General features: G+C 53.9%; 23 protein-coding genes. 13 read left to right on the top strand and 10 right to left on the bottom strand.

Annotated features, from left to right (window positions below):
• Genes ACZ52Z_RS17380 through ACZ52Z_RS17400 form a run of 5 tightly spaced genes read right to left on the bottom strand, consistent with a single transcriptional unit; the run spans nt 1 to nt 3,726 of the window.
• Nucleotides 1-837: an ATP-binding cassette domain-containing protein gene (locus tag ACZ52Z_RS17380; protein WP_464268039.1), complete on the bottom strand. Its 837-nt coding sequence runs from the start codon at nt 835-837 to the stop codon at nt 1-3.
• Nucleotides 827-1,675, bottom strand: coding sequence for an alpha-D-ribose 1-methylphosphonate 5-phosphate C-P-lyase PhnJ (locus tag ACZ52Z_RS17385; RefSeq protein WP_464268040.1), 849 nt, complete (start codon nt 1,673-1,675; stop codon nt 827-829). The genes ACZ52Z_RS17380 and ACZ52Z_RS17385 overlap by 11 nt, the downstream gene beginning before the upstream one ends.
• Nucleotides 1,672-2,733 carry a carbon-phosphorus lyase complex subunit PhnI gene (locus ACZ52Z_RS17390; protein WP_464268041.1) on the bottom strand — a complete coding sequence of 354 codons (1,062 nt, stop codon included), beginning with the start codon at nt 2,731-2,733 and terminating at the stop codon, nt 1,672-1,674. The genes ACZ52Z_RS17385 and ACZ52Z_RS17390 overlap by 4 nt, the downstream gene beginning before the upstream one ends.
• Nucleotides 2,730-3,278, bottom strand: coding sequence for a phosphonate C-P lyase system protein PhnH (gene phnH, locus ACZ52Z_RS17395; protein WP_464268042.1), 549 nt, complete (start codon nt 3,276-3,278; stop codon nt 2,730-2,732). The genes ACZ52Z_RS17390 and phnH overlap by 4 nt, the downstream gene beginning before the upstream one ends.
• 34 nt (nt 3,279-3,312) lie before the next feature.
• Nucleotides 3,313-3,726, bottom strand: a complete 414-nt coding sequence (locus ACZ52Z_RS17400; RefSeq protein WP_464268043.1) for a phosphonate C-P lyase system protein PhnG — start codon at nt 3,724-3,726, stop codon at nt 3,313-3,315.
• A 474-nt stretch (nt 3,727-4,200) separates the two neighbouring features.
• Here ACZ52Z_RS17400 and ACZ52Z_RS17405 point away from each other — a divergent pair, with 474 nt between their 5' ends.
• The 11 genes from ACZ52Z_RS17405 (at nt 4,201) to ACZ52Z_RS17455 (ending at nt 16,499) form a co-directional block, all read left to right on the top strand.
• Complete coding sequence (locus ACZ52Z_RS17405; RefSeq protein WP_464268044.1) at nt 4,201-5,733, top strand: MgtC/SapB family protein; 1,533 nt, start codon at nt 4,201-4,203, stop codon at nt 5,731-5,733.
• A 344-nt stretch (nt 5,734-6,077) separates the two neighbouring features.
• Complete coding sequence (locus ACZ52Z_RS17410; protein WP_464268045.1) at nt 6,078-6,368, top strand: rhodanese-like domain-containing protein; 291 nt, start codon at nt 6,078-6,080, stop codon at nt 6,366-6,368.
• A gap of 144 nt (nt 6,369-6,512) precedes the next feature.
• Nucleotides 6,513-6,872 (top strand): rhodanese-like domain-containing protein, encoded by a 360-nt coding sequence (locus ACZ52Z_RS17415; RefSeq protein WP_464268046.1) that lies wholly within the window; start codon nt 6,513-6,515, stop codon nt 6,870-6,872.
• Between the two features lie 13 nt (nt 6,873-6,885).
• Nucleotides 6,886-9,282 (top strand): hybrid sensor histidine kinase/response regulator, encoded by a 2,397-nt coding sequence (locus ACZ52Z_RS17420; protein WP_464268047.1) that lies wholly within the window; start codon nt 6,886-6,888, stop codon nt 9,280-9,282.
• A gap of 447 nt (nt 9,283-9,729) precedes the next feature.
• Nucleotides 9,730-10,200, top strand: coding sequence for an arsenate reductase ArsC (locus ACZ52Z_RS17425; protein WP_464268048.1), 471 nt, complete (start codon nt 9,730-9,732; stop codon nt 10,198-10,200).
• A 398-nt stretch (nt 10,201-10,598) separates the two neighbouring features.
• On the top strand, nt 10,599-11,291 hold the full coding sequence (locus ACZ52Z_RS17430; protein WP_464268049.1) for a hypothetical protein: 693 nt from the start codon (nt 10,599-10,601) through the stop codon (nt 11,289-11,291).
• A 225-nt stretch (nt 11,292-11,516) separates the two neighbouring features.
• Nucleotides 11,517-12,047: a bidirectional hydrogenase complex protein HoxE gene (gene hoxE / locus ACZ52Z_RS17435; RefSeq protein WP_464268050.1), complete on the top strand. Its 531-nt coding sequence runs from the start codon at nt 11,517-11,519 to the stop codon at nt 12,045-12,047.
• Nucleotides 12,031-13,686: an NADH-quinone oxidoreductase subunit NuoF gene (gene nuoF / locus ACZ52Z_RS17440; RefSeq protein ID WP_464268051.1), complete on the top strand. Its 1,656-nt coding sequence runs from the start codon at nt 12,031-12,033 to the stop codon at nt 13,684-13,686. The genes hoxE and nuoF overlap by 17 nt, the downstream gene beginning before the upstream one ends.
• The gene (gene hoxU / locus ACZ52Z_RS17445) at nt 13,683-14,441 is read left to right on the top strand and encodes a bidirectional hydrogenase complex protein HoxU (RefSeq protein WP_464268052.1); all 759 of its coding nucleotides are present in this window, start codon (nt 13,683-13,685) and stop codon (nt 14,439-14,441) included. The genes nuoF and hoxU overlap by 4 nt, the downstream gene beginning before the upstream one ends.
• A gap of 86 nt (nt 14,442-14,527) precedes the next feature.
• The gene (locus ACZ52Z_RS17450) at nt 14,528-15,061 is read left to right on the top strand and encodes an NADH-quinone oxidoreductase subunit B family protein (protein WP_464268053.1); all 534 of its coding nucleotides are present in this window, start codon (nt 14,528-14,530) and stop codon (nt 15,059-15,061) included.
• A 19-nt stretch (nt 15,062-15,080) separates the two neighbouring features.
• Nucleotides 15,081-16,499, top strand: a complete 1,419-nt coding sequence (locus tag ACZ52Z_RS17455; protein ID WP_464268054.1) for a Ni/Fe hydrogenase subunit alpha — start codon at nt 15,081-15,083, stop codon at nt 16,497-16,499.
• 50 nt (nt 16,500-16,549) lie between these two features.
• Here the strand turns inward: ACZ52Z_RS17455 and ACZ52Z_RS17460 are convergent, their stop codons facing one another.
• The 5 genes from ACZ52Z_RS17460 to ACZ52Z_RS17480 all read right to left on the bottom strand — a co-directional run bounded on the left by ACZ52Z_RS17460 (nt 16,550) and on the right by ACZ52Z_RS17480 (nt 24,159).
• Nucleotides 16,550-18,004: a TrkH family potassium uptake protein gene (locus tag ACZ52Z_RS17460; protein ID WP_464268055.1), complete on the bottom strand. Its 1,455-nt coding sequence runs from the start codon at nt 18,002-18,004 to the stop codon at nt 16,550-16,552.
• A complete protein-coding gene (gene trkA, locus ACZ52Z_RS17465) occupies nt 18,001-19,338 on the bottom strand; it encodes a Trk system potassium transporter TrkA (protein WP_464268056.1) in 1,338 nt (445 codons plus the stop codon). Before trkA ends, ACZ52Z_RS17460 begins: the two co-directional genes overlap by 4 nt.
• Nucleotides 19,339-19,484: 146 nt before the next feature.
• The gene (locus ACZ52Z_RS17470) at nt 19,485-20,618 is read right to left on the bottom strand and encodes an osmoprotectant NAGGN system M42 family peptidase (RefSeq protein ID WP_464270816.1); all 1,134 of its coding nucleotides are present in this window, start codon (nt 20,616-20,618) and stop codon (nt 19,485-19,487) included.
• Nucleotides 20,615-22,411: an N-acetylglutaminylglutamine synthetase gene (ngg, locus tag ACZ52Z_RS17475; RefSeq protein WP_464268057.1), complete on the bottom strand. Its 1,797-nt coding sequence runs from the start codon at nt 22,409-22,411 to the stop codon at nt 20,615-20,617. The genes ACZ52Z_RS17470 and ngg overlap by 4 nt, the downstream gene beginning before the upstream one ends.
• Entirely contained in the window at nt 22,387-24,159 is a 1,773-nt protein-coding gene (locus ACZ52Z_RS17480) for an N-acetylglutaminylglutamine amidotransferase (protein WP_464268058.1), read from the bottom strand. The genes ngg and ACZ52Z_RS17480 overlap by 25 nt, the downstream gene beginning before the upstream one ends.
• Nucleotides 24,160-24,323: 164 nt before the next feature.
• Between ACZ52Z_RS17480 and ACZ52Z_RS17485 the strand changes: the two genes are divergently transcribed.
• On the top strand, nt 24,324-26,003 hold the full coding sequence (locus ACZ52Z_RS17485) for a mechanosensitive ion channel domain-containing protein (RefSeq protein WP_464268059.1): 1,680 nt from the start codon (nt 24,324-24,326) through the stop codon (nt 26,001-26,003).
• Nucleotides 26,004-26,279: 276 nt separating this feature from the next.
• On the top strand, nt 26,280-26,534 hold the full coding sequence (locus tag ACZ52Z_RS17490; RefSeq protein ID WP_464268060.1) for a GlsB/YeaQ/YmgE family stress response membrane protein: 255 nt from the start codon (nt 26,280-26,282) through the stop codon (nt 26,532-26,534).
• The last annotated feature ends 64 nt before the right edge of the window (nt 26,535-26,598 follow it).

The raw sequence follows: 26,598 nt of genomic DNA on the forward strand, positions 1-26,598 counted from the left end.
TTACAGTTTGCTGGAAACGAGTAATTGGGTGTATGGGTGCTGCGGATCTTCAAGAATCTGGTCAGTGAGACCATATTCCACCAGGCAGCCGTTTTTCATCACCACGGTTACGTCTGTGAGGTGGTTGATCACCCCAAGGTCATGGGAGACCACAATCATGGAGAAACCCATTTCATATTGAAGGGCTTTGATCAGATCAAGAATTCTCGCCTGCACCGAAACGTCGAGACCGGTGGTCGGTTCATCAAGCAGCAGCAGGCGGGGAGAGCTGGAGAGGGCCTTGGCGATCTGGATTCTCTGTTGCTGTCCTCCGGAAAAGGCCTCAGGATAATCATCTATCCTGCTGGAGGGCATTTCAATCTTGCCAAAGAAGTGCAGCGCACGGTCACGGATAACCTGATACCGTTTTTCGTCAGACCCAAGGATTTTTTCCGCGATATTGCCCCCTGCGCTGAAGTTGAAATTCAGGCCCAGGTGGGGGTTCTGGTAGATCATGGACATCTCATGGTTCCTGACCCATGCGGCCTTGCCGGGCGGAAGGTCAAGGATATTCATCCGATTGTGCTTCCGGTCGGTGATGCCGTTGAAAAAAATTTCTCCAGAGGTCGCTCCCTGATCCTGGTAGATCATCTGGAGGAGCGTTGACTTGCCGCTTCCCGACTCACCGACCACGCCAACGATTTCATTTTCTTCTACCGAGAGGTTCACTCGATTGACAGCGACAACCGCGCCACATCTTGGGCATATTCCGCTGTCAGCACTGCTGACGGTAAGATCCAGGCAGCTGCCGCAGCTCACCCCGAATATCTTACTTACATCATTGAGTTCAAGCAGCATGTTGTTCCTCTCTTTTTTTATTGGTGTCGCAGTGGTAGGTGTCGCTGCAGAAGTAGTGTACGCCGTCTTCCTGGTGCACTTCGTCCATATAGATGTTGGTGGCACCGCACCGCTCACAATATTTGCCACTGAAATCTTCAATGTTGAATTCCCGGTCGGTGAATTTCAGTGGTTCGACGTGCGTGTAGGGGGGGATCGCGTATATCCGTTTTTCCCGTCCTGCACCGAAAAGCTGCAGTGCCGGATTGTTGCTCAGTTTGGGGATGTCGTATTTGGGTATGGGGGATGGGTCCATAACAAAATGGCCGTTAACCCGTACCGGGTATCTGCTGGAGATTCGACTGTCACCAAACTGGGAGGTGTCCTCATAGAGCAGCACCCACAACTTGGAGTAATCAACACTGGCATGCATCTCTTTCTGTTTTGCCGTATCCGGCTCAACCGTGGTCAGCACTTCCGGAACTGGTACCTGGTAAACCAATGTCTGCTGTGCGTTCAGCGGATATTCCGGAACACGATGCCTGGTTTGGATGACCGTTGCCTCCTCGGTGGCCAGGGTCTCCTTGACCCCGGTGACGGAGACGATAAAATCACGAATATTGACGGCGTTGACCGATCCGTCACATCCCTGATCAATCACCTTCAAGATGTCCTCTTCAGTGATCAGGGACAAGGTCAGCTGGAGCCCACCGGTACCCCAGCCCCGGGCAATGGGCATCTCTCTTGAGGCAAAAGGTACAATATAGCCTGGCAGGGCAACCGCTTTGAGGGTTGCTCTCCTGATCTCTTTCTTGGCATCTTCATCAAAGAAGCCAAAGGTTACGGTATTTGTGGTCATTGTTCGCTGTTGTTCTTTTTGGCTGCTTCAAACACGTGAAGGTCAGCCTGGAAAGTTACATAATGAGGCAGCTTAAAATGGTTGCTGAATCCCATGGATTCCACTGCGTCCACATGATGGATGATGATTTCCGGATTGGCGGCGATATCCATTCCACCGACCGAGTGCCCCTGATGGTGCATGGCCAGGTCGAGAATAGACATGGAAATAGCTTTGGTTTCGTTGAAGCCGAAACAGAAGCCGTAGCCTACAGAGAGTCTGATCCGGCCGTCTTTTTTGTCGCGGTTAAAAGAGCCTGCCGTTTCGCAGGCGGTAAAGCGCATTTCTCCCACTTTCGCCTTTTTCCCGGTGAACGGGTGCCTGAAGCTGAAATCTGTTGTTCCCAATCGCAGGTCACCAATGGTAGGGTGCACATCACCGTAGCCGCGCATGGTGGTATAAGCGAAGGCGAGCAGGGCCCCGGTTTCTCCACGGCTCATCACCTGCATCAACGCGCTTCTCGGGTAGGGCGGCAGGGGAAAGGTTCGGGTTATGTCAAATGGCTCGCTTTCCTTATTTTCAAGAACGATAACCTTGTCCTCATCCCGTAGTGGTTTCAGGGCACTTTCAAGATACACTTCGGCAGCGCCGTTACCTGGCTGGTTGGTCTGTTCCCACGCTTTTTCCTTGCGCGTGGTGAACAGCCTGATAACGTAATCACAGGAGGGGCCGAGAATCTGGCCACCCTGAATATCCTTGAATGCTGCTGATATACGTCGCAGAATGCGCAGTTTTGCGGTATCAAGCGGTTCAATCTGTCCAATGCGTTGACAGGTGGACCTGTGTGCCCGCACATAAAAGGCAGCCTCAAGAAGGTCGCCGCCGCTTTTTCGGATCGCCTCTGCACTCAGTTTTTCCGTGTACAGTGCTCCTTCGCTCATCACCCTGTCGCAGGAAAACACCATCCCTTTTATCAGTGATTCGTCATCGATGCGCTCGGCTGCTCGAAGAGAGCTGCTGAAAAAGTGCTTGGATGCCCGAATAGCCTCGGTACCGCCTTTGATCGCTACATAACTCATGACGTCACCTGAAGGCGGGTTGTCCTGGGAAGACCGACAAGCTGTCCTGTATTGCTGATAAAAAAGACATCCACGCCCATGGGGAACGCGTCGTTTTTCTCGTTCAGCTGTCCAATAAATTCTCGGTCAACCGGAAGGGTTTTTTTGCGGGCAGTCTGTATGCCTGGCCCGGTGAGGAGTACGGGTGTCCCATCCGTTTCCAGCTGTTCGCATCGGAAAATCAGGGTGGCGCCCAACTCAGGGCTTTCTGCAGTACCAACTTTGGCAACACGGAGGAGGGCCGTGTCAGGATGATCAACAAACAGGTAATCTGCCTCGGTTGCTGAATTGATTGTTGCCCCACAGATGGCCTGGAGCATGTGGAAATCCTCATTACCATGGTAGCAGTAGGATACCTCCGAGTAGAGCATGACACTTGCTATTGCCTGTAGTGGTGAATCAAAAAGCGGCTGTATTTCCTGAATGTGGCCCGGACGGGAAAGCGCTTCGAGGCATGAACGGAAGTTCAGCCTGTTTGTTCGTTCTATATCGTTTTGGTTCTTCATCTCTCAGCGTGTGTGGTTGGTACGACGTCCGATGTTAGAGAAGGTCAAAAGCCACTCTCGTTTCCGCAATCTGGGCATTTACCCTCGCTTTTTCTTCTTCGTACGCCTGTTGCCCTTGTTTGGCGATGTGGATGATCTCGTCAGTGCATATGCCTCCAGCAAAGGCGCCATCGATGATTGCCAGGTCGGCTGCCAGTTGCGGATTGTCATCCATGACCATTGCCCAGCCATTGTTGTCGTTGACTTGAGTGATTGCACTGGTGACAAGGACCTCTCCGCCCAGAAAGGTACCGCCGTTTATGGGATCCCTGACCGGAACCAGGAGCGTCTGCGGCGTTGGTTTCTGGATCTGCTCGACCGAGGCTCTCTCCCGTATTGCACGGCAAAGGTTCGAAATATTCTGGGCTGGCGATTTCTGCATGAAAAAATTGAGTTCTTCCCGTTCCATGGTGTGCTTGTGGTGATATTTATCGGCAGCAGACAGGGGAAAAAGAGTTTCCGGCTTCTGCCCAAATGTTTGCTGGGAATATAGAGGGGAAAAATTTCAAACAGAATTTGATTGTATGATTGTTCAGTTATAGGGGATATTAGGAGATGGTTAGGGCGTAAATTACTGTTATATAATTATTCTTCAGGTGTTGGAGTGGTGTCGGGACAAGCAGCAGCTAACGAAACTGCCAGCAAAATGTAATGGGAGTGTAATGGAGTGCGTGATCGGCGAGAGGTGATCGGTGGGTAAGCCGTCCGTGCTCCTGGACGGCATGGTGTGCACCATCGGGTTTAGGCAGGGGGGCAACACGAGATTCAGGTGGTATTGTGTTGATTCTTTATCGATTTCTTTTATGCTGGAAAAACGATGGTCTTCGGTGCTTGCAGCATATACATGGCGCTGGAGGCGGAATGACGGTGACAGGAGGTGAGCATGCAGGAAACCCTGCTGCAGCAGTTTTTTGAGTTCGGAATGGCCGGCCTTATCGGTTTTGCCTTGGGGTTGGAACGGGATATGGCTGGTTCAGCAAATCCCCATGCCGGTACCAGGGATTTTATCCTGATCGCGCTTATTGGAGCAGTATCGGCCTACCTCGCCCAGGTGTTCAATAGTCCGTGGGTCATCATGACTGGTTTTTTGGGAGCCCTGTCGCTTCTGCTGCTGGGCTACTGGTTCGACAGGAGGCATGATTCAGGAATTACCACCGAGATTGCCGCATTACTGACCTATTTCCTCGGTGTGTTGATAGTCTTTGATGCCCGGGAGCTCGCCATAGCCCTGGCCATAGTGACCCTTATCATCCTGTCCCAGAAAAAAGCTATTGCAGCCATTACCTCCAAAATAAAGATTTATGAACTCCAGGCAACCCTGAAGTTTCTGGTCATTACCTTCATTGTATTGCCTGTATTCCCCAATCATCCGCTATCCGATTATTTGCTTACGCCCGTTGGCTCTGTGTGGTCCATAGAGCACGGCACCGGTGGGCTGGCGATTACCGTGGAGAAAGCGGAACGCTACCAGCCGGGGGAACAGATTGCGCTGTATGACCAACAGGGAAGGTTTCTTGGCACGTTCACTGACTGGGCCGCCGCCCAATCCCGGCTGGAAGGCAGCTTGACCCGAGACAGCGCAGCAACCCTTGCCCAGGGGGAGCTTGTTTATCACCGTGTGGGAGATGCCTGGTTGTACACCATGCTCCAGGGGATAAATCCCTATAAAATATGGCTGATTGTTGTCTTGGTCTCCATGATCAGTTTTGTAGGCTATGTGGCAGTAAAAATACTGGGACCGGGAACCGGTACAGGCTTAACCGGATTGATAGGCGGACTTGCCTCTTCAACGGTTACCACCGTTTCCTTTGCCAGAAGGAGTGTGGAGACACCGGCCTTTAACCGTAGTTTTGCGGTCGCCATCGTGTTGGCTTCTTCCATCATGTTTCCCCGATTGCTGCTTGAGATTGCGGTGGTGAATCGGGCCCTGATGAAAAATATGGCCGTGCCGATCATCGCCATGGCTGTCACCGGGGGGATTGTTGCCCTTCTTCTCTCGCGAAAAATGAAGGCCGACAGTGAGCAGGGCAGCGCTACCATGCAGTTGTCCAATCCCTTCTGCCTCAAATCGGCAATAACCTTTGGCGCGGTGTTCACAGGAATACTGATTATTACCCGTATGGCGACCATTTATCTGGGTGATCGCTGGCTGCCGCTTGTGGCGGTGATCAGCGGGTTGGTGGATGTCGATGCCATTGCCTTTTCCCTGAGTGATGCCCAGCGCGCTGGGATTATCACCTTGGATTGGGCAAGCTTTAACCTTGTTCTGGGAGCAATATCCAATACGATGGTGAAACTTTTTTATGTGTTCACTTTGGGAAGCAGGCAACTTTTTCATCAGTTAAGCCTTTCATTCCTTGTTGTCAGTGCTGTGGGGATATTCACGACAATTGTCTATTACGGTCTTATGGGATAAAGCAACGTCTGGCGTGCAGGGGACGCCGGGACGAACACCGGCGGCAAGGGCCTTTTGCGGGAGAAGGCTGCGGCGGGATGCACCTCTTGTGCACGGTTTCGGTGCGGGACAGGATGGCATCAGCCGCATTGCCGGAGGGAGGATCGTATTGTGGATATATATCCACAATGGTTCTGGCCGGCTATGTGAACCGTAGCACAGGAATACCGGTTGGAATGACTCAAATGATTGGAAAATAAAAGCGTTGGCGAATACACTAAATATATGTGTCGGATAAGCGGCGCAGTACTCTTTTCCAGCCCAGGTCCTGGTGGGCAATGTTTCTCTTTAAAAAAATCGCGTATATGAAAAAAACTCTGGTTGCTGTCTTCTGTCTGATTGTCCAGTGTACGTCTGTATCGGCGCTGGAGCGTTTTGAAATCATCACCAGCGAGGAGTTGCGTGACCTGCTCGGTCGACGCGAAAAAGGGAAGATTGATTTTGTGCTTGTAAACGCCCTGGACCAGCTTATAGCTGACCACCACAGCATACCCGGCTCGATAAACATCCCATGGAGTGAATTTGCCTCCAATTCTTCACGGTTGGGACCGAATAAAGACCGACTGGTGATCTCCTACTGCATGGGATATCGCTGAGTACTGTCCTACAAGATCGCGGTCGCGATCAAGGGACTGGGCTATACCAATGTGCTGATCTATAACGGGGGGATTGAAGAGTGGCGAAAAAACGGTCTTCCTCTGGTGAGGGAAAAACCTCTGCCTGAGGCAGAGGTTGCATTTATGGAAACAGAACTTTTGTACCAACGGCTGCAGGAGGTAAATGCAACTTTTTGCCGGGAAAAGGATGGGCAAAGGGCTCTGACTATCTTGGATTTTCGCGTCGATAATTATCTTGAGCCGGCGTCCCCGCCTCCAGCCATAGTCACCGTCTGTCCTGTTGTCATTCTCCAGCTCGATGACTTGCTTCGCCAACAGGTGAGGGCCTCCATTCCCAGAGATCATCCGGTTGTCACCTTGACGGAAACCGGTAATCGAGACGAGTTCGCCATTCGTTATCTGTCCCAGTTCGGTTTTGACAACCTGCATGGCCTGGAATTCGGGATGCGTGGTTGGCTCAAGCACAGATACCCAACCAGGTAGCCCGGGTGGTTTCATGCTTTTTCGCTCTGTGAAAAGATCGTTTTACATCATCATCGCCTGTGTAACCCTGCAGGTGCTGTTGCTGGTGATGGATCAATATTTTTACTTTAGCCACCGACAAATTATAGACCGACAGCAGCAGTTTTCCAGGGTGGAACATCGTCTGCTGGCTGTCTTGGAGCTGGAAAAGGAGGCGCAGCATGACCTGGCCTATAAAGAGGAGGTGTTTGAACGATACCAGCACATTATTGCGGAGAATGGTACGGCTGATCTTGGCCTGGACCAGCACCTCCTTGAGGAGCGCTGTGCCACCCTCACGGATCTCTTGGACCTGCAGGCTAAAAAGAGCGAACTCCATGCCCGATTAAACACCACGTTGCCGGCATTGGCTACCAGTATGAGCTCCATCCACAAGCACCATATATCCTACCTACGCGAAATGGTGAAGAATGACGCTACCAAAACCGGCCAGTTGGCACCTGCGTCCTTTGGCGGTGAATATGCGATGGCTGTTGCTGAGCTGGACATCATCGCTGCTGCTATAGATATTCAACATGCGATGATGGAAGTGGTGGAACTGTTTTCCCGTTTACAGGCAGGAGCCTCTCCTGCATTGGTTCATAACGCTTTTCAACAGTCTATCTCCCGATTCTACATCGCCACCACTCGTTTTGAAGACCTGTCACTCGACGCCCAGGATGGGTTATTGGTTGAGGCATTATTGATTGACGGTGGGTCGTTTGAACGGATATTTGAAAAATTCCTTCTGATTGAGGAGCGGATCAGAAATGCCTTACAGGCTCAGGAAAATAATCGGTTGGCCTTTCTGGACAACCTGGCGTCAAGCAAGGCGGAACATCAGCAGCGGCTTGCAGCGTTCACCAGGAAGGTGGAGGTGAATAAGAGCGTGTCGTTTGCTATCAATCTGGCTGTTTTGATTATTCTTTTTTTAATAACCCGTAAGATGTTCGGAGCATTGAAAAAAGTGGCAGTCGAGACCCGCAAAATTGAGTTGAACCATGGGTATCGAATTCCATTGCAATGCACTGATTTCAAGGAATTTGCTTCCATCTTTCAGGCGCTCAATCTCATGGGCGAAGCCGTGAGCAGAAAGTTCGACCACCTGGCCGATTCACATGCAATGCTGGAAACGGAGGTGGTGCGGCGAACCGCTGAACTTTCCCAGACCAATATACGTTTATCAGCCGAGATAGAGGAGGGAAAGAAAAAAGAAATCGAGCGGCGCGAGCTTGAAGAACGGTTAAAGCGGGCTGAAAAGATGGAAGCCATTGGCACCCTGGCCGGCGGGGTTGCCCACGACTTGAATAATATCCTCTCCGGCGTTGTCAGTTATCCGGAGCTGCTCCTGATGGATTTACCGCCGGATCATAAGTTCAGAAAACCGCTGCAGATTATCATGGAGTCCGGGGAAAAAGCCTCGGCCATTGTTGAGGATTTGCTGGCCATGGCCCGAAGAGGGGTGGCAAAATACACCCAGGTTTCGCTGAATGCATTGGTCGAGGAATTTTGTCAGAGTCATGAAATGAACAGCATCCAGGTCCGTCACCCGGGGGTTGAACTGCACCATTCGCTGCGCGCCAAGATGGATACCATTGCCGGTTCCAAGGTGCATCTGCTGAAGATGTTGATGAACCTTGTCACTAATGCGGCAGAGTCCATAGAGCATACCGGTACTATCTCTGTTTCCTCATCAAATGCCTATATAGATACTGTATTCCGGGGGTATGACCAGGTGCGGCAGGGCGAATATGTACAACTCAGCGTAAAAGATACCGGTATCGGTATTGCCGAGAAAGATGTGGAGCGTATTTTTGAACCATTTTTTACCACTAAACGAATGGGGCGCAGCGGCTCGGGCCTGGGTATGGCGGTGGTGTGGGGAACGGTCAAGGACCACAACGGGTACATTAACGTTACCAGTGAAAGAGGCAAGGGGACTACGTTTGACCTGTATTTTCCCCTTATGCGTGTCACCAGGGAAAAAAGGAGTGTCCCAGAGGGGCCCACTCCCCTGCAGACCGGCAAAGGGGAAATGGTTCTGGTGGTCGATGATATAGCCCAGCAGAGAGACATTGCCACAATTATGCTCAAACGGTTGGGATATTCGGTTGAAGCCGTGAGCAGCGGAGAAGAGGCGTTGAAGTATGTGGAGCGGAACCGCGTAGATATTCTCCTGCTGGATATGATCATGCCGGACGGCATGGACGGTCTGGAGACCTATCGGAAGATATGTACCCTTTCTCCACAGCAGAAAGCGGTTATTGCCAGCGGGTTTTCCGACAATGAAAAGGTTCGGGAAGCACAGCGACTGGGCGCAGGGACCTATGTCAAAAAACCCTACTCTCTGGCTGAACTGTCTCGTGCGCTGCGAGAGGAACTCGACCGATAACGGCAGAGGGAGGAGCGGTTTCCGTCGACTCGTCAACCGCCTATTCAGAGGATAGATGCTTCCTTGTGTGGAGAAGTTCAGGCGTGGCCCTTTTTTCTGCACACCCGTGCAATGGGGTGTTTCAGCGTTTCTCCCAAAATCCTGCATTCTGCACGGTACTGCCTACTGTTGACGTCCATCCTGCAGTTTTTTGGGTTATTTTCTATAGCAACACTTGGCTGTGTGGAGGGGGAAAGGTGACCGTCTTTAACTGTTTTTTGGAGAAGGCGTGCAGGTGGGTATGCGTGGTTACGCGGATCGAGGAGTTGCCTCATTCAAGGGTGAATCGTAACGAATTCCAAACGAAAGTCTAACCATAGCATAGTTGGTTAGAAGGTCGTTTTTGAGGCAAAGATGGTACGCTGTATTTTTCAGTATGCAAGAGGTTGAAATCCAAGGAAACCAGATATGATTCGAGTACTTTTTGTATGTGAACATAATTCTGCCAGGAGCCAGATGGCGGGAGCCTACCTGAGGCATCTTGGCGGCAACGATTTTCAGGTCGAAAGCGCCGGCCTTGAAGCCGGGAACATCAATCCTAATGTCATTGAGGTGCTCGCCGAGGAAGGGATCGATATCTCTGGGCACACCACCAACAGTGTGATGGATTTTTTTCGACAGGGGCGACAGTATGACATGGTCATAACGGTCTGTTCGCCGGAGGTAGACGAAAAATGCCCGTTGTTTCCCGGCAGGACCCTCAGGTTCAACTGGCCGTTTCCAGATCCTTCAGCGCTCAAGGGAGATAAAGAGGAGGTGTTGGCCAAGGTCAGAGAAATCCGAGACCAGATAAAGATCCAGGTTGGTCTATTTCTGGAGGAATACCGCGAAAAAGGGCTCAAGCTCTTTCTCCAGCAGGATCAAGATCTGAAACAGTAAGCGTTCACCAACCCTACAAGAGCATGCCGGCAATGGAATGGCTACTCCTCACCCTGAGCATATCAATGGAATGTCAACAGGTGGGAGGGCAGGAACAAGAAAGAAGGGACAACAGAATGGCCATGGTTTACCGTTTCCATCCCCTCTCCACCATGCGCAAGGAGCTGGCAAGGGGCCTTGAACAAGCGTTACACAGGTTGTGCGTATCGCGGCCATTATAAGCCCCTGGCGAAGAGTGGAGAGTAGCCGGCCAAGGATTGTCAACGGAAAATGGTGCGGCGATTTGTTAGCCCCATGGAGAGTCGTATCCATTCTGTGCTATTCAGCTGTGGCCAACTCTGGTATGTATTTGGTAGTCAATATGGCCATGAACAATCTCCCTGAACAGCATACAGCGATTGAACCTCCCCCTGGAAGATATACCGCCGGTTATTTTGGTGGTCGGAACCGATGCCGCCGGAAAGGACCACGTTGCCGGCATCATTGAACAATTGATCACTAAAGCAGGGGGTAAGCCCGAGCGGCGAAAACGATGGCTCAACGGCAAGGTGGTCCAGGGTGCCTCAAGCGCCGGCAAACATCCTGTTGAGCTGTTGCTGGAACAGCTGTTTCTCTTTCTTTTTCCTTTTTTGGGGTGGATACTGCCGTTGGTCCTTACCATCCTGTTGCGGAGAGATATTCGTCGTTTTGATAGGTCCGGTAAACAGGTTATTGTTGTTGGCCACAATTGCCTCCGCGGTCTTGCTTTTTACTGGGGGCATCGCTACCAGACCCCTGAGCAGATACGGGTTTCCTCTTCCCTTGCCAAAGCACTTGCCGCTCTGTGCGACGTCCGCGGTGTCCATGTGCTTGTCCTCGATGTAGATGACGACATACGGCAGCAGCGGATTGAAAAGCGAGAGCGATGCGGAAAGGCGGACAACTTTGATCGCTATATGGCCAACAACAGCCGGTACTCAGAGCGTATTGAGGATATGCTTGTCTGGTTGGCGCAGACGTACCTGCACGCGCAACTGATGCGCAACAATGACCTTTCCACAAAAGAGATTCAAGAGCAGCTCACTGCCGGCTTTTTGGGGCGCACCCCTTGAGAGGCACATTGCTTGAAGAGTGAACCTTGTCCTTTCCTTTCCTTTTCTTTTTTCAGCCGTGTTGGTTGCCGCTGGCCCGCCGGCTGGCAAGCCTGAAAAAATACCGTACGCCATTGGCATCTGGGAACATCTGCGATATAATAAGTACATATACACTTACTACTCGTGTCTTTGAGTAGATGACGTCTGGTCAGGGGTAAGCAGCAGGCTTATCAAGGAGGCACCATGACCGAGGCTATCGGAGATACTCTGCAGGCTGTGCAGGAGGGAGGCGCAAACGGGGGACGGCAATGGAAGACCGTTGATCGGGTTATGCGCACCAACGGCTACCAGCCCCAGGCCCTGATTGAAACCCTCCATGCCGTACAGGACGCCTTCGGTTATATAGACCGGACGGCAATGCAGCGAGTTGCCCATGCACTGCACGTGCCGCTCAGTCAAGTCTATGCGGTAACCACCTTCTACCACGCTTTCTCCCTTAAACCATCTGGTAAGCATACCTGTGTCATCTGTACCGGTACTGCATGTTATATTGGCGGCTCGCCTTCACTGCTTGAAGCACTGAGAGCGCATACCGGCATTGTCCCTGGCCAGACCTCCGATGATGGGCAGGTTTCTCTTTTAACCGCCCGTTGCCTTGGCTCCTGCGGATTGGCGCCGGCAGCGGTTTTTGATGGAAAGGTGTGTGGAAAGCTGCAGCCTTCAGACATCATTGACCAATTGAACAGGTGGGGTGAGCATGACGCTGTCACTTGAGGGACTGCAGGAGATCGCTGCTCAGGAGAAGGCTCGCCACAATAGCTTTCGACACCATATCCATGTCTGTGTAGCTGCCGGTTGCCTTTCCTGCGGCAGCGACGGTCTGCTGCGTGCTCTGAAGCAACGGGTGGAGGAGCAGGGACTGGATGATCAGGTGCTGGTCAAGGGGGTCGGATGTCTGGGCCCTTGTGCAAAAGGACCGGTTATTGTTGTTGAGCCCGGGAATATTGTCTATCAGGGATGCGAAGCGCATGATGCGGATGCCATTCTTGATGCCTTGGACGGTGAGCCGGTGAAACACCTTATCCTGTCGGCGGATGCTCCTTTTTTCAGGCAACAGAAAAAGGTTGTGCTGGAGTATTGCGGCAGGATCGACCCCGAACGGATTGAAGAGTACATCGGTGTCGGAGGTTACCTGCCGCTCTACAGCTGCCTGCGGGAGATGAGTCCGGAATCGGTCATAGCCGAAGTGCGGCGATCGGGTTTACGTGGCCGGGGAGGAGCCGGGTACCCGACCGGCCTCAAATGGTCCACTGTCGCAGCCGGTGACGGCCGAAAAAAATACGTTGTCTGTAACGGTGACGAGGGAGATCCGGGTGCCTTTATGGATCGGAGCATACTGGAAAGCGATCCGCACCGGGTGCTTGAGGGAATGGCTATTGGTGCCTATGCAGTAGGGGCCGAAATGGGCTACCTGTATGTTCGTGCCGAGTATCCGCTTGCCGTGAAAAGGCTGAAAAAGGCCATCACTCAGGCCCGTCGCGTCGGGGTACTGGGAGAAAATATCTGCAACAGCGGCTTTACCTTTGACGTTGAGGTGCGCCTCGGTGCCGGGGCCTTTGTATGCGGCGAGGAAACGGCGCTTATTGCGTCCATTGAAGGATATCCTGGCAAACCTCGGCCTCGCCCCCCTTACCCTGCCGAATCCGGCCTGTACGGCTGTCCCACCCTGATCAACAATGTTGAGACCTTTGCCAATATTCCTGCCATCCTGCGCAATGGCGGCGACTGGTTTGCCGCAATAGGGACCGAGGAAAGTAGGGGGACCAAGGTCTTTGCCCTGGCAGGCAGGGTCAACCAGACCGGGTTGATCGAAGTGGAGATGGGCACCTCCTTGCGTGAAATTGTTTTTACCATCGGTGGAGGCATTGTCGATGAGGGTGCCTTTAAGGCTGTCCAGACTGGCGGCCCGTCTGGAGGGTGTATTCCCGAGCAGTTTCTCGATATGGGGGTGGACTACACAACCCTGGCACAGGTCGGTTCCATTATGGGGTCGGGGGGCATGATCGTCATGGATCAGCACTCCTGCATGGTGGATGTGGCCAGGTATTTCATGGAATTCTGTATGAGCGAATCATGCGGCAAGTGCGTGCCCTGCAGGGTCGGTACCTTTCAACTGCATGACCTGCTCAGCCGGATCGTCAACGGGCAGGGGAGAGCGGGCGATCTGGATCGAATCGAGCAACTGTGCGAGTTGGTCAAGACAACCTCGCTCTGTGGTCTTGGCCAGACGGCAGCCAATCCGGTCAGAAGCACCCTGCGCTACTTCAGGGAAGAATACCTGGCCCATATCGAGAATAAACGGTGTGTCGCCGGTTCATGCAGGACGGTGAACACCGGGGAGGAACGGGAATGAGAGCCGTGTCCAGCGAACCGCAACTTCCTTCGGCAACCGGAAACGCCAGGATCCTGACGTTAAAGATAAACGACCAGGACGTTGGCGCAAGAGAAGGGGCAACCATTTTGGCCGTTGCGCAGCAGTACAAGATACCTCTCCCTACCCTCTGTCACCTTGAGGGACTTTCGCCCTATGGCGGATGCCGTATCTGTATGGTTGAAGAAAAACAGAGTGGAAAGCTGGTACCGGCCTGTATCACTCCTGTGCGCGAGGGGATGGAGGTCATCACCGATTCCCAGCGGGTGAGGGAGCATCGGAAACAGATCGTGGAGCTGCTTTTCTCTGAGCGCAATCATGTCTGTTCGGTTTGTGTCTCCAATGGCCACTGTGAACTGCAACAGCTGGCGATGGAGCTGGGGATAGACCATGTGGAGTACCCCTACCGGTATCCCTCTCTTGCGGTGGATGCCTCCCATCATCGATTTCTGTATGATCCAAATCGTTGCGTACTGTGTCTGCGGTGTGTCCGGGTGTGTGCCGAGGTGGAGGGGGCCCATACCTGGGATGTGATGCATCGGGGAATATGGTCCCAGGTCGTTGCTGATCTCAACCAGCCATGGGGGGAATCCACTACCTGCACCAGTTGCGGTAAATGCGTCCATGTTTGTCCAACCGGAGCGCTTTCAGAAAAAGGAAAATCCGTGGCCGAGATGGTCAAGAAACGTGAATTTCTGCCCTACCTGGAGGAAATGCGGAACTATAAGCATTACTGACCGCATGCGGAATACCGCTGCAGAAAGGGAGGGCGGCAGTACGCGGAATGGAACACGAGCAAAGCATGGATTTGAGGGAGTCTGCGATGAAAAAAATACGGATTGCAACGACCTGGCTGGATGGCTGTTCCGGCTGCCACATGTCCCTGCTGGATATTGACCAGCAGCTGGCAACGCTCGCTGAGCTGGTCGAGCTGGTATACAGTCCGCTGGTTGATACGCCCGATGTTCCGGAGGCTGTTGATGTCGCCATTGTCGAAGGCGCGGTGGGCACGGAAGCTGATCAACACAAGCTGCACAGGTTGCGTGCGTGCAGCCGGTTGCTTGTTGCCCTGGGCGACTGCGCGGTGACCGGCAATGTTTCGGCCATGCGCAACCGGTGGCCGGTGGAGGCTATCCTTGATCAGGTCTACGGTACGCACGGTCCAGAGGGCGAACGGTTGCCCAATCAGGGAGTGCCGCGCCTATTAGAGCAGGCCCGGCCGCTGCACGCTTACGTGGCGGTGGATGCCTTCCTGCCGGGATGTCCGCCGGCCAGTGAGGCGATTTCGTTTCTGCTGACAGAACTGCTGGAAGGACGTGTTCCTGAGGTAGCCGGGAAGAGCCGTTTCGGGGCGTAAAGCAGGAGGAGCAAGGACCATGGGACAACAGATCGTTATTGAGCCGGTAACCCGGATCGAAGGTCACGGGAAGATTACGGTAACCCTTGATGAGCAGGGGAAGGTGGCGGATGCCAGGTTCCATGTAACCCAGCTGCGGGGCTTTGAGCAATTTTGTCAGGGAAGGCCGTTTACCGAGATGGTCTCACTGGTGGAGAGGATTTGCGGCATCTGCCCGATCAGTCACTCGCTGGCTTCGGCCAAAGCGTGTGACCAGATTATGGGCGTGCAGGTACCGCCAACGGCCCGGAAACTGCGCGTGATGATCAATTGCGGCGCTTTTATCCAGTCTCATGCCCTGAGTTTTTTCTATCTCTCCTCCCCAGACCTTCTCCTGGGCATGGATGCTCAACCTGAGCAACGCAATATTTTCGGCCTGCTCAAGACCAACCCGGCCTTTGCCCGGGACGGAATCCGTTTGCGCCAGATCGGTCAGCAGGTCATCGAGTGGCTGGCGGGCAAGCGCATTCACCCCTCGTGGGTGGTTCCCGGCGGGGTCAATGCCCCGCTGGCTGCAGAGCACCAGGCAGAGATTAAGGTCGTGATCCCCGAGGCGGTGGATATTGTCGGACGGGCGCTATCCCTGTTCAAGCAATCCCTCTGGAAACTGAAAAAGGAGATCCGGACCTTTGCCAATTTTCCATCCATGTATCTCGGCATGGTCGATCCGCAGGGAAGACTGGAACTGGTGGATGGCCGACTGCGCTTTATGGATGCCCAGGGCGAGGCGGTGGCTGACCAGGTTGACCCAGCCGCTTATCAGCAGTATATCGACGAGCAGGTTGAGGCCTTTTCCTATCTTAAGTCGCCTTTCTACAAGCCGTTGGGATACCCGCAGGGAATGTACCGGGTTGGTCCGGCAGCCAGGCTGAATGTCTGTGAAGGAATCTCCACTCCACTGGCGCAGGCTGCGTGGGCGGAATACCGGGAGCTGAGCAAAGGACCGCAGCAGAGTTCATTTTACAACCACTATGCCAGGTTGATCGAAATCCTTTATTGTCTCGAGCTGCTGGAGATGCTGGTGGGTGATGAAGACATTGCCGGGCAGCGGGTTCGCGCGGTTGCGCAAGCGAATTTTCCCCAGGGTATCGGCGTGGTGGAAGCTCCCAGAGGGACCCTGTTCCATCACTACCTGGCAGATGAAAACGGGCTCATGACTGGCCTGAACCTCATCGTTGCCACAGGCAACAACAACCTGGCGATGAACCGTGGACTACTGCAGGTCGCTGAACATTTTATCGACGGCACGACCCTGAGCGAACCGGCTGTCAATCGTCTCCAGGCCGTCATCCGGGCCTTTGACCCGTGCCTGAGTTGTTCCACCCACTGTCTGGGCCAGGCAGGCGGGACCATTCAACTCCTCGCTGCCGACGGCTCCCTGCTCGATGAGGCTGGATAGTTCTCTCTTTTGTTTCCACCTGAATCGGTGGCGGCTTACAGCCTGAACCGTCACGGATTCAGGTTCCAGAAATCGCGATGGAGCATGACCAACAACGGGATCAGTTCCAGCCGTCCGGCGAGCATATTGAGGATAAACAGCAGCTTGCTGGCGGTGGTGAGGGTGCCGAAGGTACCCATTGGTCCGATTTCCCCGAATCCCGGTCCGATATTGCCGATGGTCGCCGCAGCTCCCACAAAACCAACCGATAGACTGCCCTCGAGCATGGTGACCGCCAGCCCGGAAACGCCCAGCAGAAGAAGATAGAAGAGAAGAAAACTCAATATCTGGTGCTGAATAGTTTCTGCGATGGGCTTGCGATCGATTTTAACCGGGACGATCGCTTTGGGATGCAGGGCCTGAACAATCGCCCGTCGGAGGTAGCGAAACATAAACAGGACACGCACGACCTTGATCCCACCACCAGCTGACCCGGCACATCCACCGACAAACATGACGATAAGCAGGACTGCCTGGGCCGGCACCGCCCACAGGGCAAAGTCGGCCGAAGAAAAACCGGCAGTGGTGATGATTGAAATAATTTGGAACACACTGTCCCTGGCGCTCTCGGCAAGAGAGCCTTGCTCACCGGTTATTAAAAAAAGGGCCAGCAACAGGGAAAGAACACCAATAATACCGCAGTAAACACGAAACTCTTCATTGGTAAGTAAAGAGAGCGGTCTAAACTGAACCAGCAACCGGTACTGCAAGGCAAAGTTGCTGCCGGCAAGGAACATGAACAGGGAAATAATCCAGGTGACCGTACTGTTATCGTACCCCATGATCGAAAGGGGATGGGGAGAGAATCCTCCGGCCGCCATAGTGGTCAACCCGTTGCAGACCGCGTCAAAGACTGGTAGGCCGGCCCAGTGAAGCAAGCCGATTTCTACGGTGGTGAGAAAGACATAGACCAGCCAGAGCGCCTTGGCGGTGTGGGCGATGCGAGGGGTGAGTTTGTCCTCGGTCGGGCCTGGTGCTTCGGCAAAAAACAACTGGCGGCCGGCAACTGCGAACTGCGGGAGTATAGCCACGAACAAAACAATGATGCCCATACCCCCCAGCCACTGGGTGAGGCTGCGCCAGAAAAAAAAGGCCTTGGGGTAGAGGGAAAAATCCTGGAGGATGGTGGCGCCGGTGGTCGTGATCCCGGAAACCGATTCAAAATAGGCATCGACCGGCGAGAGTCCGTAAAAAAGGTAGGGGATAGCAGCAACCGCCGCGGTCAATGCCCAGGTGATGGTTACCAGCAGCAGGACCTCCGTTCGTTTTGCCCTGTCGATGGTGCCGCTGCTGCTGCGTCGCCTGGCAGCGCACCCCATGCCGATACTCAGCACCGCTGCGGTGCAGAAAGGGAGAATGGACATGTAGTCCCGTTCGAGCAGCGCCACTGCCACCGGCGTCAGGGCAATAAGGCCGAAACCGAGGAGAATGGTGCTGAGTGCAGGGAAAATGGAATCGGCTTTCATCGGGTAAAAAGGGACCGGAGACGATCGATGTTTTCCGGGAGCGTAAATATTTTGAGCCGGTCAAGAGGACGGATAACGGTGTCGCCGTGGGGAATGATGATCCCCTTGCCTCGCTTGACAACCCCGACGATGGCTCCCTTGGGTAGCCCAATATCCATTATCCGTTTCGTGGCAAAGGTTTCAGCCACTTGCAGGCGCATCACCTCGGCACGGCCGCCACCGACCAGGGCCAGGATATCGATATCCTTGGCTTCCAGGTGGTTGAGCAGCTCCTTCATGGCCGATTCCCTGGGAGAAACCACCACATCGATTCCCACACGCTCGAACAGTTGGGCTTTGCGCAGGCCGCTCACCCGGGTTATCACCCGCTTGAGCCCGAGCTGCTTAACCATGAGCGAGCAGAGCAGGTTTTTTTCATCATTGTCCGTAACGCAGACCGCCACGTCCAGGGCTCCGATGTCCTCCTCTTCGAGCAACTCGATATCTGTTCCATCACCGTGGAGGACCAGGGTGCTGTTGAGGTTGTCAGCAAGGTACATGCAGCGTTGCTGGTCATGCTCGATAATTTTGACTCTGATGCCGGCCCGTTCGAGCTGCCTGGCCAGAAAAAAACCGACATTGCCGCCGCCGATGATGGCAGCTGTAGCCGTGGTCGCCGTGATCTGGAACAGGTCGGCAGCCAGCAGGTCAAGGGCCTGACCGGTCCCCATGAACATGATCTTGTCATCAAGCAGGATCCGCGAATCGCCCTTGGGAATGAAGAGTGAATCGTCCCTGGTAATGCCGACAATCAGGACGTCGCGGGGGAAATGGTGGTCCATGATTCTGCGGTTGCAGAGGGGAGAATCCTCCTTGATCCGATATTCGAAAAGCTTGACCTGCCCGTTGACGAAGTATTCCACATCAATGGCTTCCGGAACCAGGATGATGCGCAGAATATCCTGGGTCAGGAGCTGTTCCGGCCAGATGACCGTATCGATATCGTAGGCTGTCTGGTAGCTAAACTGGTCAGGGGCAATCAGGTTGTGGTGTACCTCTCGTTTGGAAACAAAACAGATGGTTTCCAGGGAGGTGATTTTTTTGATGGTCCAGCAGGCGACAATATTGGCCTCGTCTGGGCTGCTGCAGGCAATGAACAGGGCTGCTGCCGGCTCGTTGGCCTTTTCCAGGGCTGCGATGTCCGCTCCGTTACCGACCACGTGCCGGATATCCAGGTTGCGGAAGCGTTCGGGTAATTCGGTACCTTCGTCAATGACGGTGAGGTCGTGATCCTGGGAAAGCTGGGCTGCCAGCATATAACCGATCTCAGTGGCCCCATAGAGTAGAATGCGCACGATAATTGTCCGGAATGGATTGGTGAGAACTGCAGGTCAGTGGGACATGTCTCTCCTTAGCACCATGGTCCAAATTTTTCAATACGGTGTTTCTGCAAAGTAAACGGCTGGATACCGTTGAGGACAACAGCCGCGCCGTCAGGGGGCTACCACGGGCGCCGTTCGGAGGATGTTTTGATCAATGGATAGTCCTGTTCCGAACCGATAACGTTCCTTCCCTTGGAAAAGAGCGGCGCTGAACCGACGTAGGCAGCAATCAGTCCTGCAACTGCCTGCAGTGAATGGAGATGGGTCCGTTCATAGCCGTGGGAGGCATCCAGGGCAAAGCAGACCAGGGCTGTACGAATGTCATTGCCTGCCTCCAGGGCGGCGGCAGCATCACTCCGGTAGTGAAGAAAGACATCGCGGCTGAATTCTATCTCATGCTCGATGCATAGCTGGATAAGGTGATCGGTGAGGTGCCGGTCAAAGGGACCGCTGGAATCCTTCATGGCCAGAGTCACGCCCATCTCGCAGGTATTCTGGTCCGGGGCCAGGGTGCCGTTATCGATGGAGACCATTTCTGCCACATCCCCGCGCAAGATGTGCGACGCTCCCACTCCCACCTCTTCGGAGATCGTAAAGAGCAGATAGCAGTCGCGGGCTGGCGAAATCTTGTGGTCAATTATATATTTTGCCGCTGCGAGTATGGCAGCAACGCCTGCCTTGTCGTCAAGGAAGCGGGAATTGATGTAGCCGTTCGCACTGGCGGCGTATTGCGGTGCAAACGAGATAAAATCACCCACTCTGAGCCCCAGATCCCAGAGCTGATTAATGGATGTGCAGGGCTCGTCTATGCGTACCTCAAGGTTGGCCCAGTCCGTCGGCTGCCTGTCTATTTCCTCGTTGTACCTGTGGCCCGAGGCTTTGAGCGGGAGGACGGTTCCTGTGGTCATTTTTTCTTCATCAGAATGGATAATTACTCTCGCCCCCTCGGCAAAACGTGCCGACCACGTCCCGATGGGAACCAGGCTGAGCCTGCCGTTGGTTTTCAGGCACTTGACCATGCCGCCCAGGGTGTCGAGATGGCCGACAACAGCGCGACGCGGCCGCTTTTGCTGGCCTTTGATATGCGCACGAATTGCGCCCCTTCGGGTAAGTTCGTAATAAATTCCGAGTTTGTCCAGTTCGCCGCAGACCAGGCGTACGACATCATCGGTCATGCCACTTGGGCTGGGGATCTGAAGCAACTCGTCGAGAATGGCAAGCAGGTAGTCGGCATCAATGTGTTTCTGCATTATTGCTCCAGCCCTCCTGCAGCGTTTTTGGTCTGGGGAAACAACAGGTCAATGAATCGCTCGGCTGTTGGCTGCGGTTCGTGATTTGCCAGTCCGGGGCGCTCATTGGCTTCAATTATCACATACTCCTCCCCTGAGAAGTCGGGCAGTATATAGTCCAGACCGACGACCGGTATATTGAGTGCGCGGGCAGCTGTGATGGCTGTTTCCCGCAGGGTTGCACTCAGTTCGTCGGTGACGTCGTGAATGGTGCCACCGGTATGCAGATTTGCGGTTTTCCGCACTGCCAGCTCAACTCCGGCAGGCAGTACATCATCGAGGCAATATCCGGATTTACTGATTGTTCGCACTGTTTCCCCATCAAGAGGTATGCTGCTTTCTCCGCGGGTGGCGGCAGCTCTTCTTCTGCTCTGTTTTTCAATCAGTTGGCGAATGGACAGCTCGCCATTTCCGATAATGGTTGCCGGTTTTCTCACCGCCCCTGCCACGACCTCATCGTTGATAACGATTATACGCAGATCCATACCCTGGGCCATTTCCTCCACCAGGACCTTGGCTCCCGATGACCCTGCCTCGGCCATGGCAGCGAAAACCTCTTCAGGATCGTCAATATCCACCCGGACGCCCTCTCCCTGTTCACCTTGGGCCGGTTTCACCACCACCCGTCCATGGGTGTCAAGGAAACGGGAAACCGCCTCTCGTTCATCGGCGACGATTTGTGCAGGGACCTTCAGCCCGGCGTGGAGCAGGAGCGAGCGGGTGATGGATTTATCGTCGCATCGACTCATGGCTATGGCCGAGGTGAGCTCACTGAGCGACTCTCGACAGGTGATGGCTCTACCGCCCAGAGTCAGCTGGAAATAGCCGTTAGCAGCATCAAGCACCTCGACGGATATACCTCGTCGTCGTGCTTCATCAGTGATAATCGTTCCATAGACGTTTAATTCCTGGGTTGGCCTGCTGCCAACGTACAGCGGCTCATTAATGGAATTTTTTTTCTTGATGCAGTAAACAGGGACCTGTTTGAAGGAGAGTTTTTTGTAGAGTCCTATCGCTTCGTTGTTGGAGTGCATGACCGACAGGTCAATAAACCGTCGGCCCGCCTCCATGAAGCGCAGAATCAGTTCACGGACGAGAAACTCACCTACTTTCGGGACCAGGCTCTGTTGATCGACTGCTAGAGCCCAGAGGCTGGAACCGTTATCCGGATCACGAAAGGCAAGAAAGTGGTCGACTCCGGTTATGGCGCCTACAATGGTGTCTGTTCTTGCCTCCCTGGCGTAGAGCAGAGTCACTGCTTTCCCGTTCTCTCCTGAGCCCACAAAATCATCATCGCAGGGGACCATGTTGCGCGAGAGGTAGATTCTGTTCACTGCATGCAACTCTTCAACCGTTCGAACCTGATGAATCTGCAGACAGGGGGCACCGTAGCTTGTTTCCTGGTAATCGTCAAAATCAAGTCGGTAGGTCAGGGACGGATCTATGAAGAGTTCCTGGGGAGCATAGGAGGTAACCACGTGGGGATCGCGAACATACATGGCGATATCCCGTTTCCCCCGTTGCTCTCTGACAATCGATCTGGCCAGTGTTTTCGGGTCGTCAAACGTCTGTCCGAACAGGAGCCGACCCCAGCCGCAGTTGACCGTACTGTTTTTTTGCATCGAGGTGTGCTGTTCGGTTCGCAGCGGTTCGCCCCAGTGCTTCAGCGAAGACATGCAGCTGGGGTCAAGCGGGCTGTTGCATGGTTTTTCGGTGGATTTCATGATGGTGCCTAGATTCCCTGTTGTTGCAGCCACATTTCCAGCAGCGCCGACTGCCAGAGCCGTGAGCCGCGCAGGTTGGTAATATGACCTGTTGGATCGTTGAGGAGCGTCTCGATATGGGAACTGTTGAAGAGTTTTCGCTGTGTTGCTGTTTCGTTGGTGAGGTATTCCCTGACGTATTCAAGGTATGGACCTTGGATGTGTTTGAGGGCAGGAACGGGAAAATATCCCTTTTCCCGATCAATGACCTGTTTCGGCAACAGGCGCCGGGCCGCTTCCTTGAGGACCCACTTGCCTTCCCCTCGAACCTTGAGCTCAACCGGGATCTGTGCTGCCAGTTCGACCAGCTCGTGGTCGAGAAAAGGAACCCGTGCTTCAAGGCCCCAGGCCATGGTCATGTTGTCAACGCGTTTGACCGGATCGTCAGTCAGCATGACAGTTGTATCCAGTGCCAGTGCCTGCTCAACCGGGTGGTCGGTGTCCAGCTGCTTGAAGTAGTCCCGGACAAAGGCCATACTGTAATCTGTAGAGATCAGGCCGTCGGTGACCACCTCCTGCATCTGTCCCGGAGCAAGATCGAAGAATACATCGCGGTAGTCCTCGGCCGGAGAGCCGCTCCCATAGAGCGGCGGGTACCAGTGATAGCCGCCAAAGACCTCGTCAGCCCCCTGCCCGCTTTGCACCACCTTGACATGTTTGGAGACCTCCTGGCTCAGCAGATAAAAACCGACGGCATCATAACTGACCATGGGTTCCGACATTGCCTGAATCGTATGGGGCAAGGTGGCAAGAAGCTGACTGGAGGGGACGAAGATCTGATGATGGTCGGTCTGATAGTGATCGGCAATAATGTCGGAATAGTAAAATTCATCGCCTCGTTCACCGCCGGCACCCTCAAAGCCTACCGAGAAGGTGCTTAGACCGCGCTGCCCCTGTTCGGCCAGGAGACCCACCAGAAAACTGGAATCCACCCCGCCTGAAAGCAGCACACCCACGGGGACATCCGCGACCATTCTTCGTTCTACAGCCTTTGCCAGGCCCTCGCTGAGAGCGTCGATCCATTGGTCCGGCGAGCGATCCCGATATGCGCGGTGTTTGTGCATGGAAAGGCGCCAGTAGGTGGTATCCTCGTATCGTCCGTCAGGCTCATAGATTCGCAGCGTGGCCGGGGGGAGCTTGCGGATGCCTTTGAGGATGGTCAGGGGTGCAGGCACCACCGAGTGCCAGTGAAAATAGTGGTGCAGGGCGACCGGATCAATGGTGGTATCTACATCGCCGGCAGCAAGAAGCGCCGGCAGTGTCGAAGCAAATCGACACCCACCATTGACGTGGGTGGTGTAGAGCGGTTTGATGCCCAGCCTGTCGCGGGCCATAATGACCCGACCAGTATCCCGCTCATGAATAACAAAGGCAAACATGCCGTTCATTTTTTTTACGCAATCAATCCCCCAGGCATGATATCCCTTGAGGATGACTTCTGTGTCGCCGGATGAAAAAAAACGGTAGCCGACTTCTTCCAGTTCTTTTCTCAGTTGGCGGTAATTATAGATGCAGCCATTGAATACTGCGTCTAAACCAAGCGTGGCGTCAACCATCGGCTGTCGTGCCTGTTCGCTCAAGTCAATAATTTTCAAGCGCCGGTGGCCCAGGCTGACGCGCTGATGTTGGACTATACCGCCGGCATCTGGTCCTCGAGGGATGAGTTTCGCCATCATCGCCTCAAGAGAGGCAAGAGAAGAGGCCTGCTGATCAAATCGAATTTCGCCGCAAATGCCGCACATGGTGGAGTACCTCGTGGTCAGGTTCGGAAAGGGTAGAATCAAGAGGAAGGTGCATCGAGAAACGTGGAGAAGTATTATTCTCTCATATTGTATTGTATAATATTATATTGTCAAATAATATATTCGCAATGCTTTTTTGCATGGAACGGGAAGGGATGATATTGTTGCGCGATTGGCATCTGGCGATTCTATTAGAGGAACGCGGCAGGGAGATGTTTTTCCTCTCATTGCGGAAAGACGTCTCTGACAATATTCACCTTTTCACCGTATACCCACTCATGCATAGCAATCAGGCAATTCTTGAACTCTATTCTGCATACCCCTGGCTGCTCGCCTTGTTCGCGGCATTATTTTTTGCTTGGCTCATCCTGCATACCCTGCCGCTATTTCGCTCTCTGCAGCGGAAGTTACCCCTGGTGTTTGCCTGCCTGGGGGCGGTGTTCATTCCCCTGCTGTTTGTCTTCGGCTCCTCAATGCTTTATTGGTTTGCTACCGAAATGTTCCGCTTGAGGCATGAGCAGTGGCCCCAATCCCTTGTCACTCTGGTGCTCTATTGTATTGTGAGCTGGCAGCTGGCAAAGGTTGTGCACGCTCTTGTGCACCGAAAATATGTGGCTGTGCGCAGTGCCTCGTCCAATTCCGTATCCGGTCTGCTCCGTGGAGGCATCTATGGCTCCTGTATTTTTCTGGGAATTGGTTTGTTTCTCTGGCAGGAAGGGTATTCGTTCACCGGGGTGTGGGTTTCAACCGGCTTGGCAACCGCGCTGGTCGGTTTTGCCCTGCAGCAGACCCTGGGAGATTTTTTTTCCGGGTTGGCCATGGGCGTTGAAGGTGGTTTTCGAATCGGCGACTGGCTGCGGCTGGAGGACGGGACCATGGGAGCAGTTATAGATATCAACTGGCGGGCTACCTGGCTCCATGACTGGGATAATACCACCCACATTATTCCCAACTCGAAACTTGCCAAACAGGGATTCACCAACCTGGGCGGGGAGTACCACTATCATCGACCGTGGTACCTGATCAAAATGCCTGCTGAGATCGACCCCCGTTTTGCCAAGCAGCTTCTCCTGGAGGGGATATACAGGTGCAAGCATGTTTTGAAACATCCGGCCCCTGTGGTTCGGCTGGAGAATGCGTCCACCATTCCCTATACCTACATGTGCTGGATATGTTTTCCTAACTACCTGTCAATGTTTCGCGGGCGTGAAGAATTTTATCGCGAGGTTCATTACGTCCTGCAGCAGGCAGGGGTCACGCCTGCGCCGGTGATCACCGAATGGAGAGGGCGGCGGGCCGAGGTTCCGGTAGCCGAGCCGCCGACAATTCAGCTGGCCCTGAAAAGCCAGGGTATTTTTTCCTCGCTTGCTGAGGAGGAAATTGAAGCGCTTGCCCGGGCCAGCCAGCAACTGTATTTTGATGTCGGCGCACCGATCCAGTATGAGGCAGGTGAAGCCGATGCCTTTAACATCCTCATAAGCGGGATGGTTGAGGTCTCGATAGAACTTCCCAATGGAAAACAGCTGGTTACCGGAGAGCTCGGGCCGGGAGAGAGTTATGGCCTGGTGTCCATGTTCACCGACCATCCCATCCATACCCAGTGGATGGCGCAGACTGATGTAACCCTCATACGTATCGACTTCGAGACCATGAAAAAGCTTCTCCATCAACATCCGGAAGTTGCTGATCGGATTGCCGCTGTGGTCAAGCAGCGCCAGGATGAAGCGGAGTATCTTCGGGTGCAGAATTCCGTCCAGCCCCCTGCATCCAGCCTTCGGGAGATCAAGCAGTATATCCGGCAGATGCTCAAGCGCGATAAGCGAAAAGAGTCCAGGGGACGTTGAGTTGTGGACCGCGGTACGTTCCTTTTGGGAAAAGTTGCCACAGCGTTTTTTCACCGGAGCGGTAAATGCGTATTGTTATTGTGGGACGGCGTGCAACCCAGGACATGCTCTTGTTGATCATCAACGTACAGCAACGGGGAGTCGCAGAGGTCGGCAGGCCCATTACGTCTGCCTGTTGACGTTTCCCTACAGGATGTAGGACCGGGGAGATACAGGAGAGGACAACTTCCTCCCTAACCCGGCGCATTCAATCAACCGAAACAAAGGAGGTGAGTGATGGGCGTTCTATCATGGATACTCATGGGGCTGCTTGTCGGCATCTTGGCAAAGTTTATCATGCCGGGCAGAGATCCGGGAGGGTTGATCGTGACTATACTCCTGGGTATAGGCGGTGCCTTTGTGGGTGGCTTCATTGGGTCCGTACTCGGGTTGGGAACGGTAACCGGTTTCAATCTGGGAAGCCTGCTGCTGGCCGTTGGGGGCGCATTGCTGCTCCTGTATGGGTACAGGGTCATGAAAAGGAGGGGGTGACCGCCGCCGGGATGACGGCTGAGCATATCCCCTCAGGCTCAGGACTGTGCTTCCCCCCTTGAGG

This window comes from Desulfogranum aggregans (assembly GCF_055398265.1).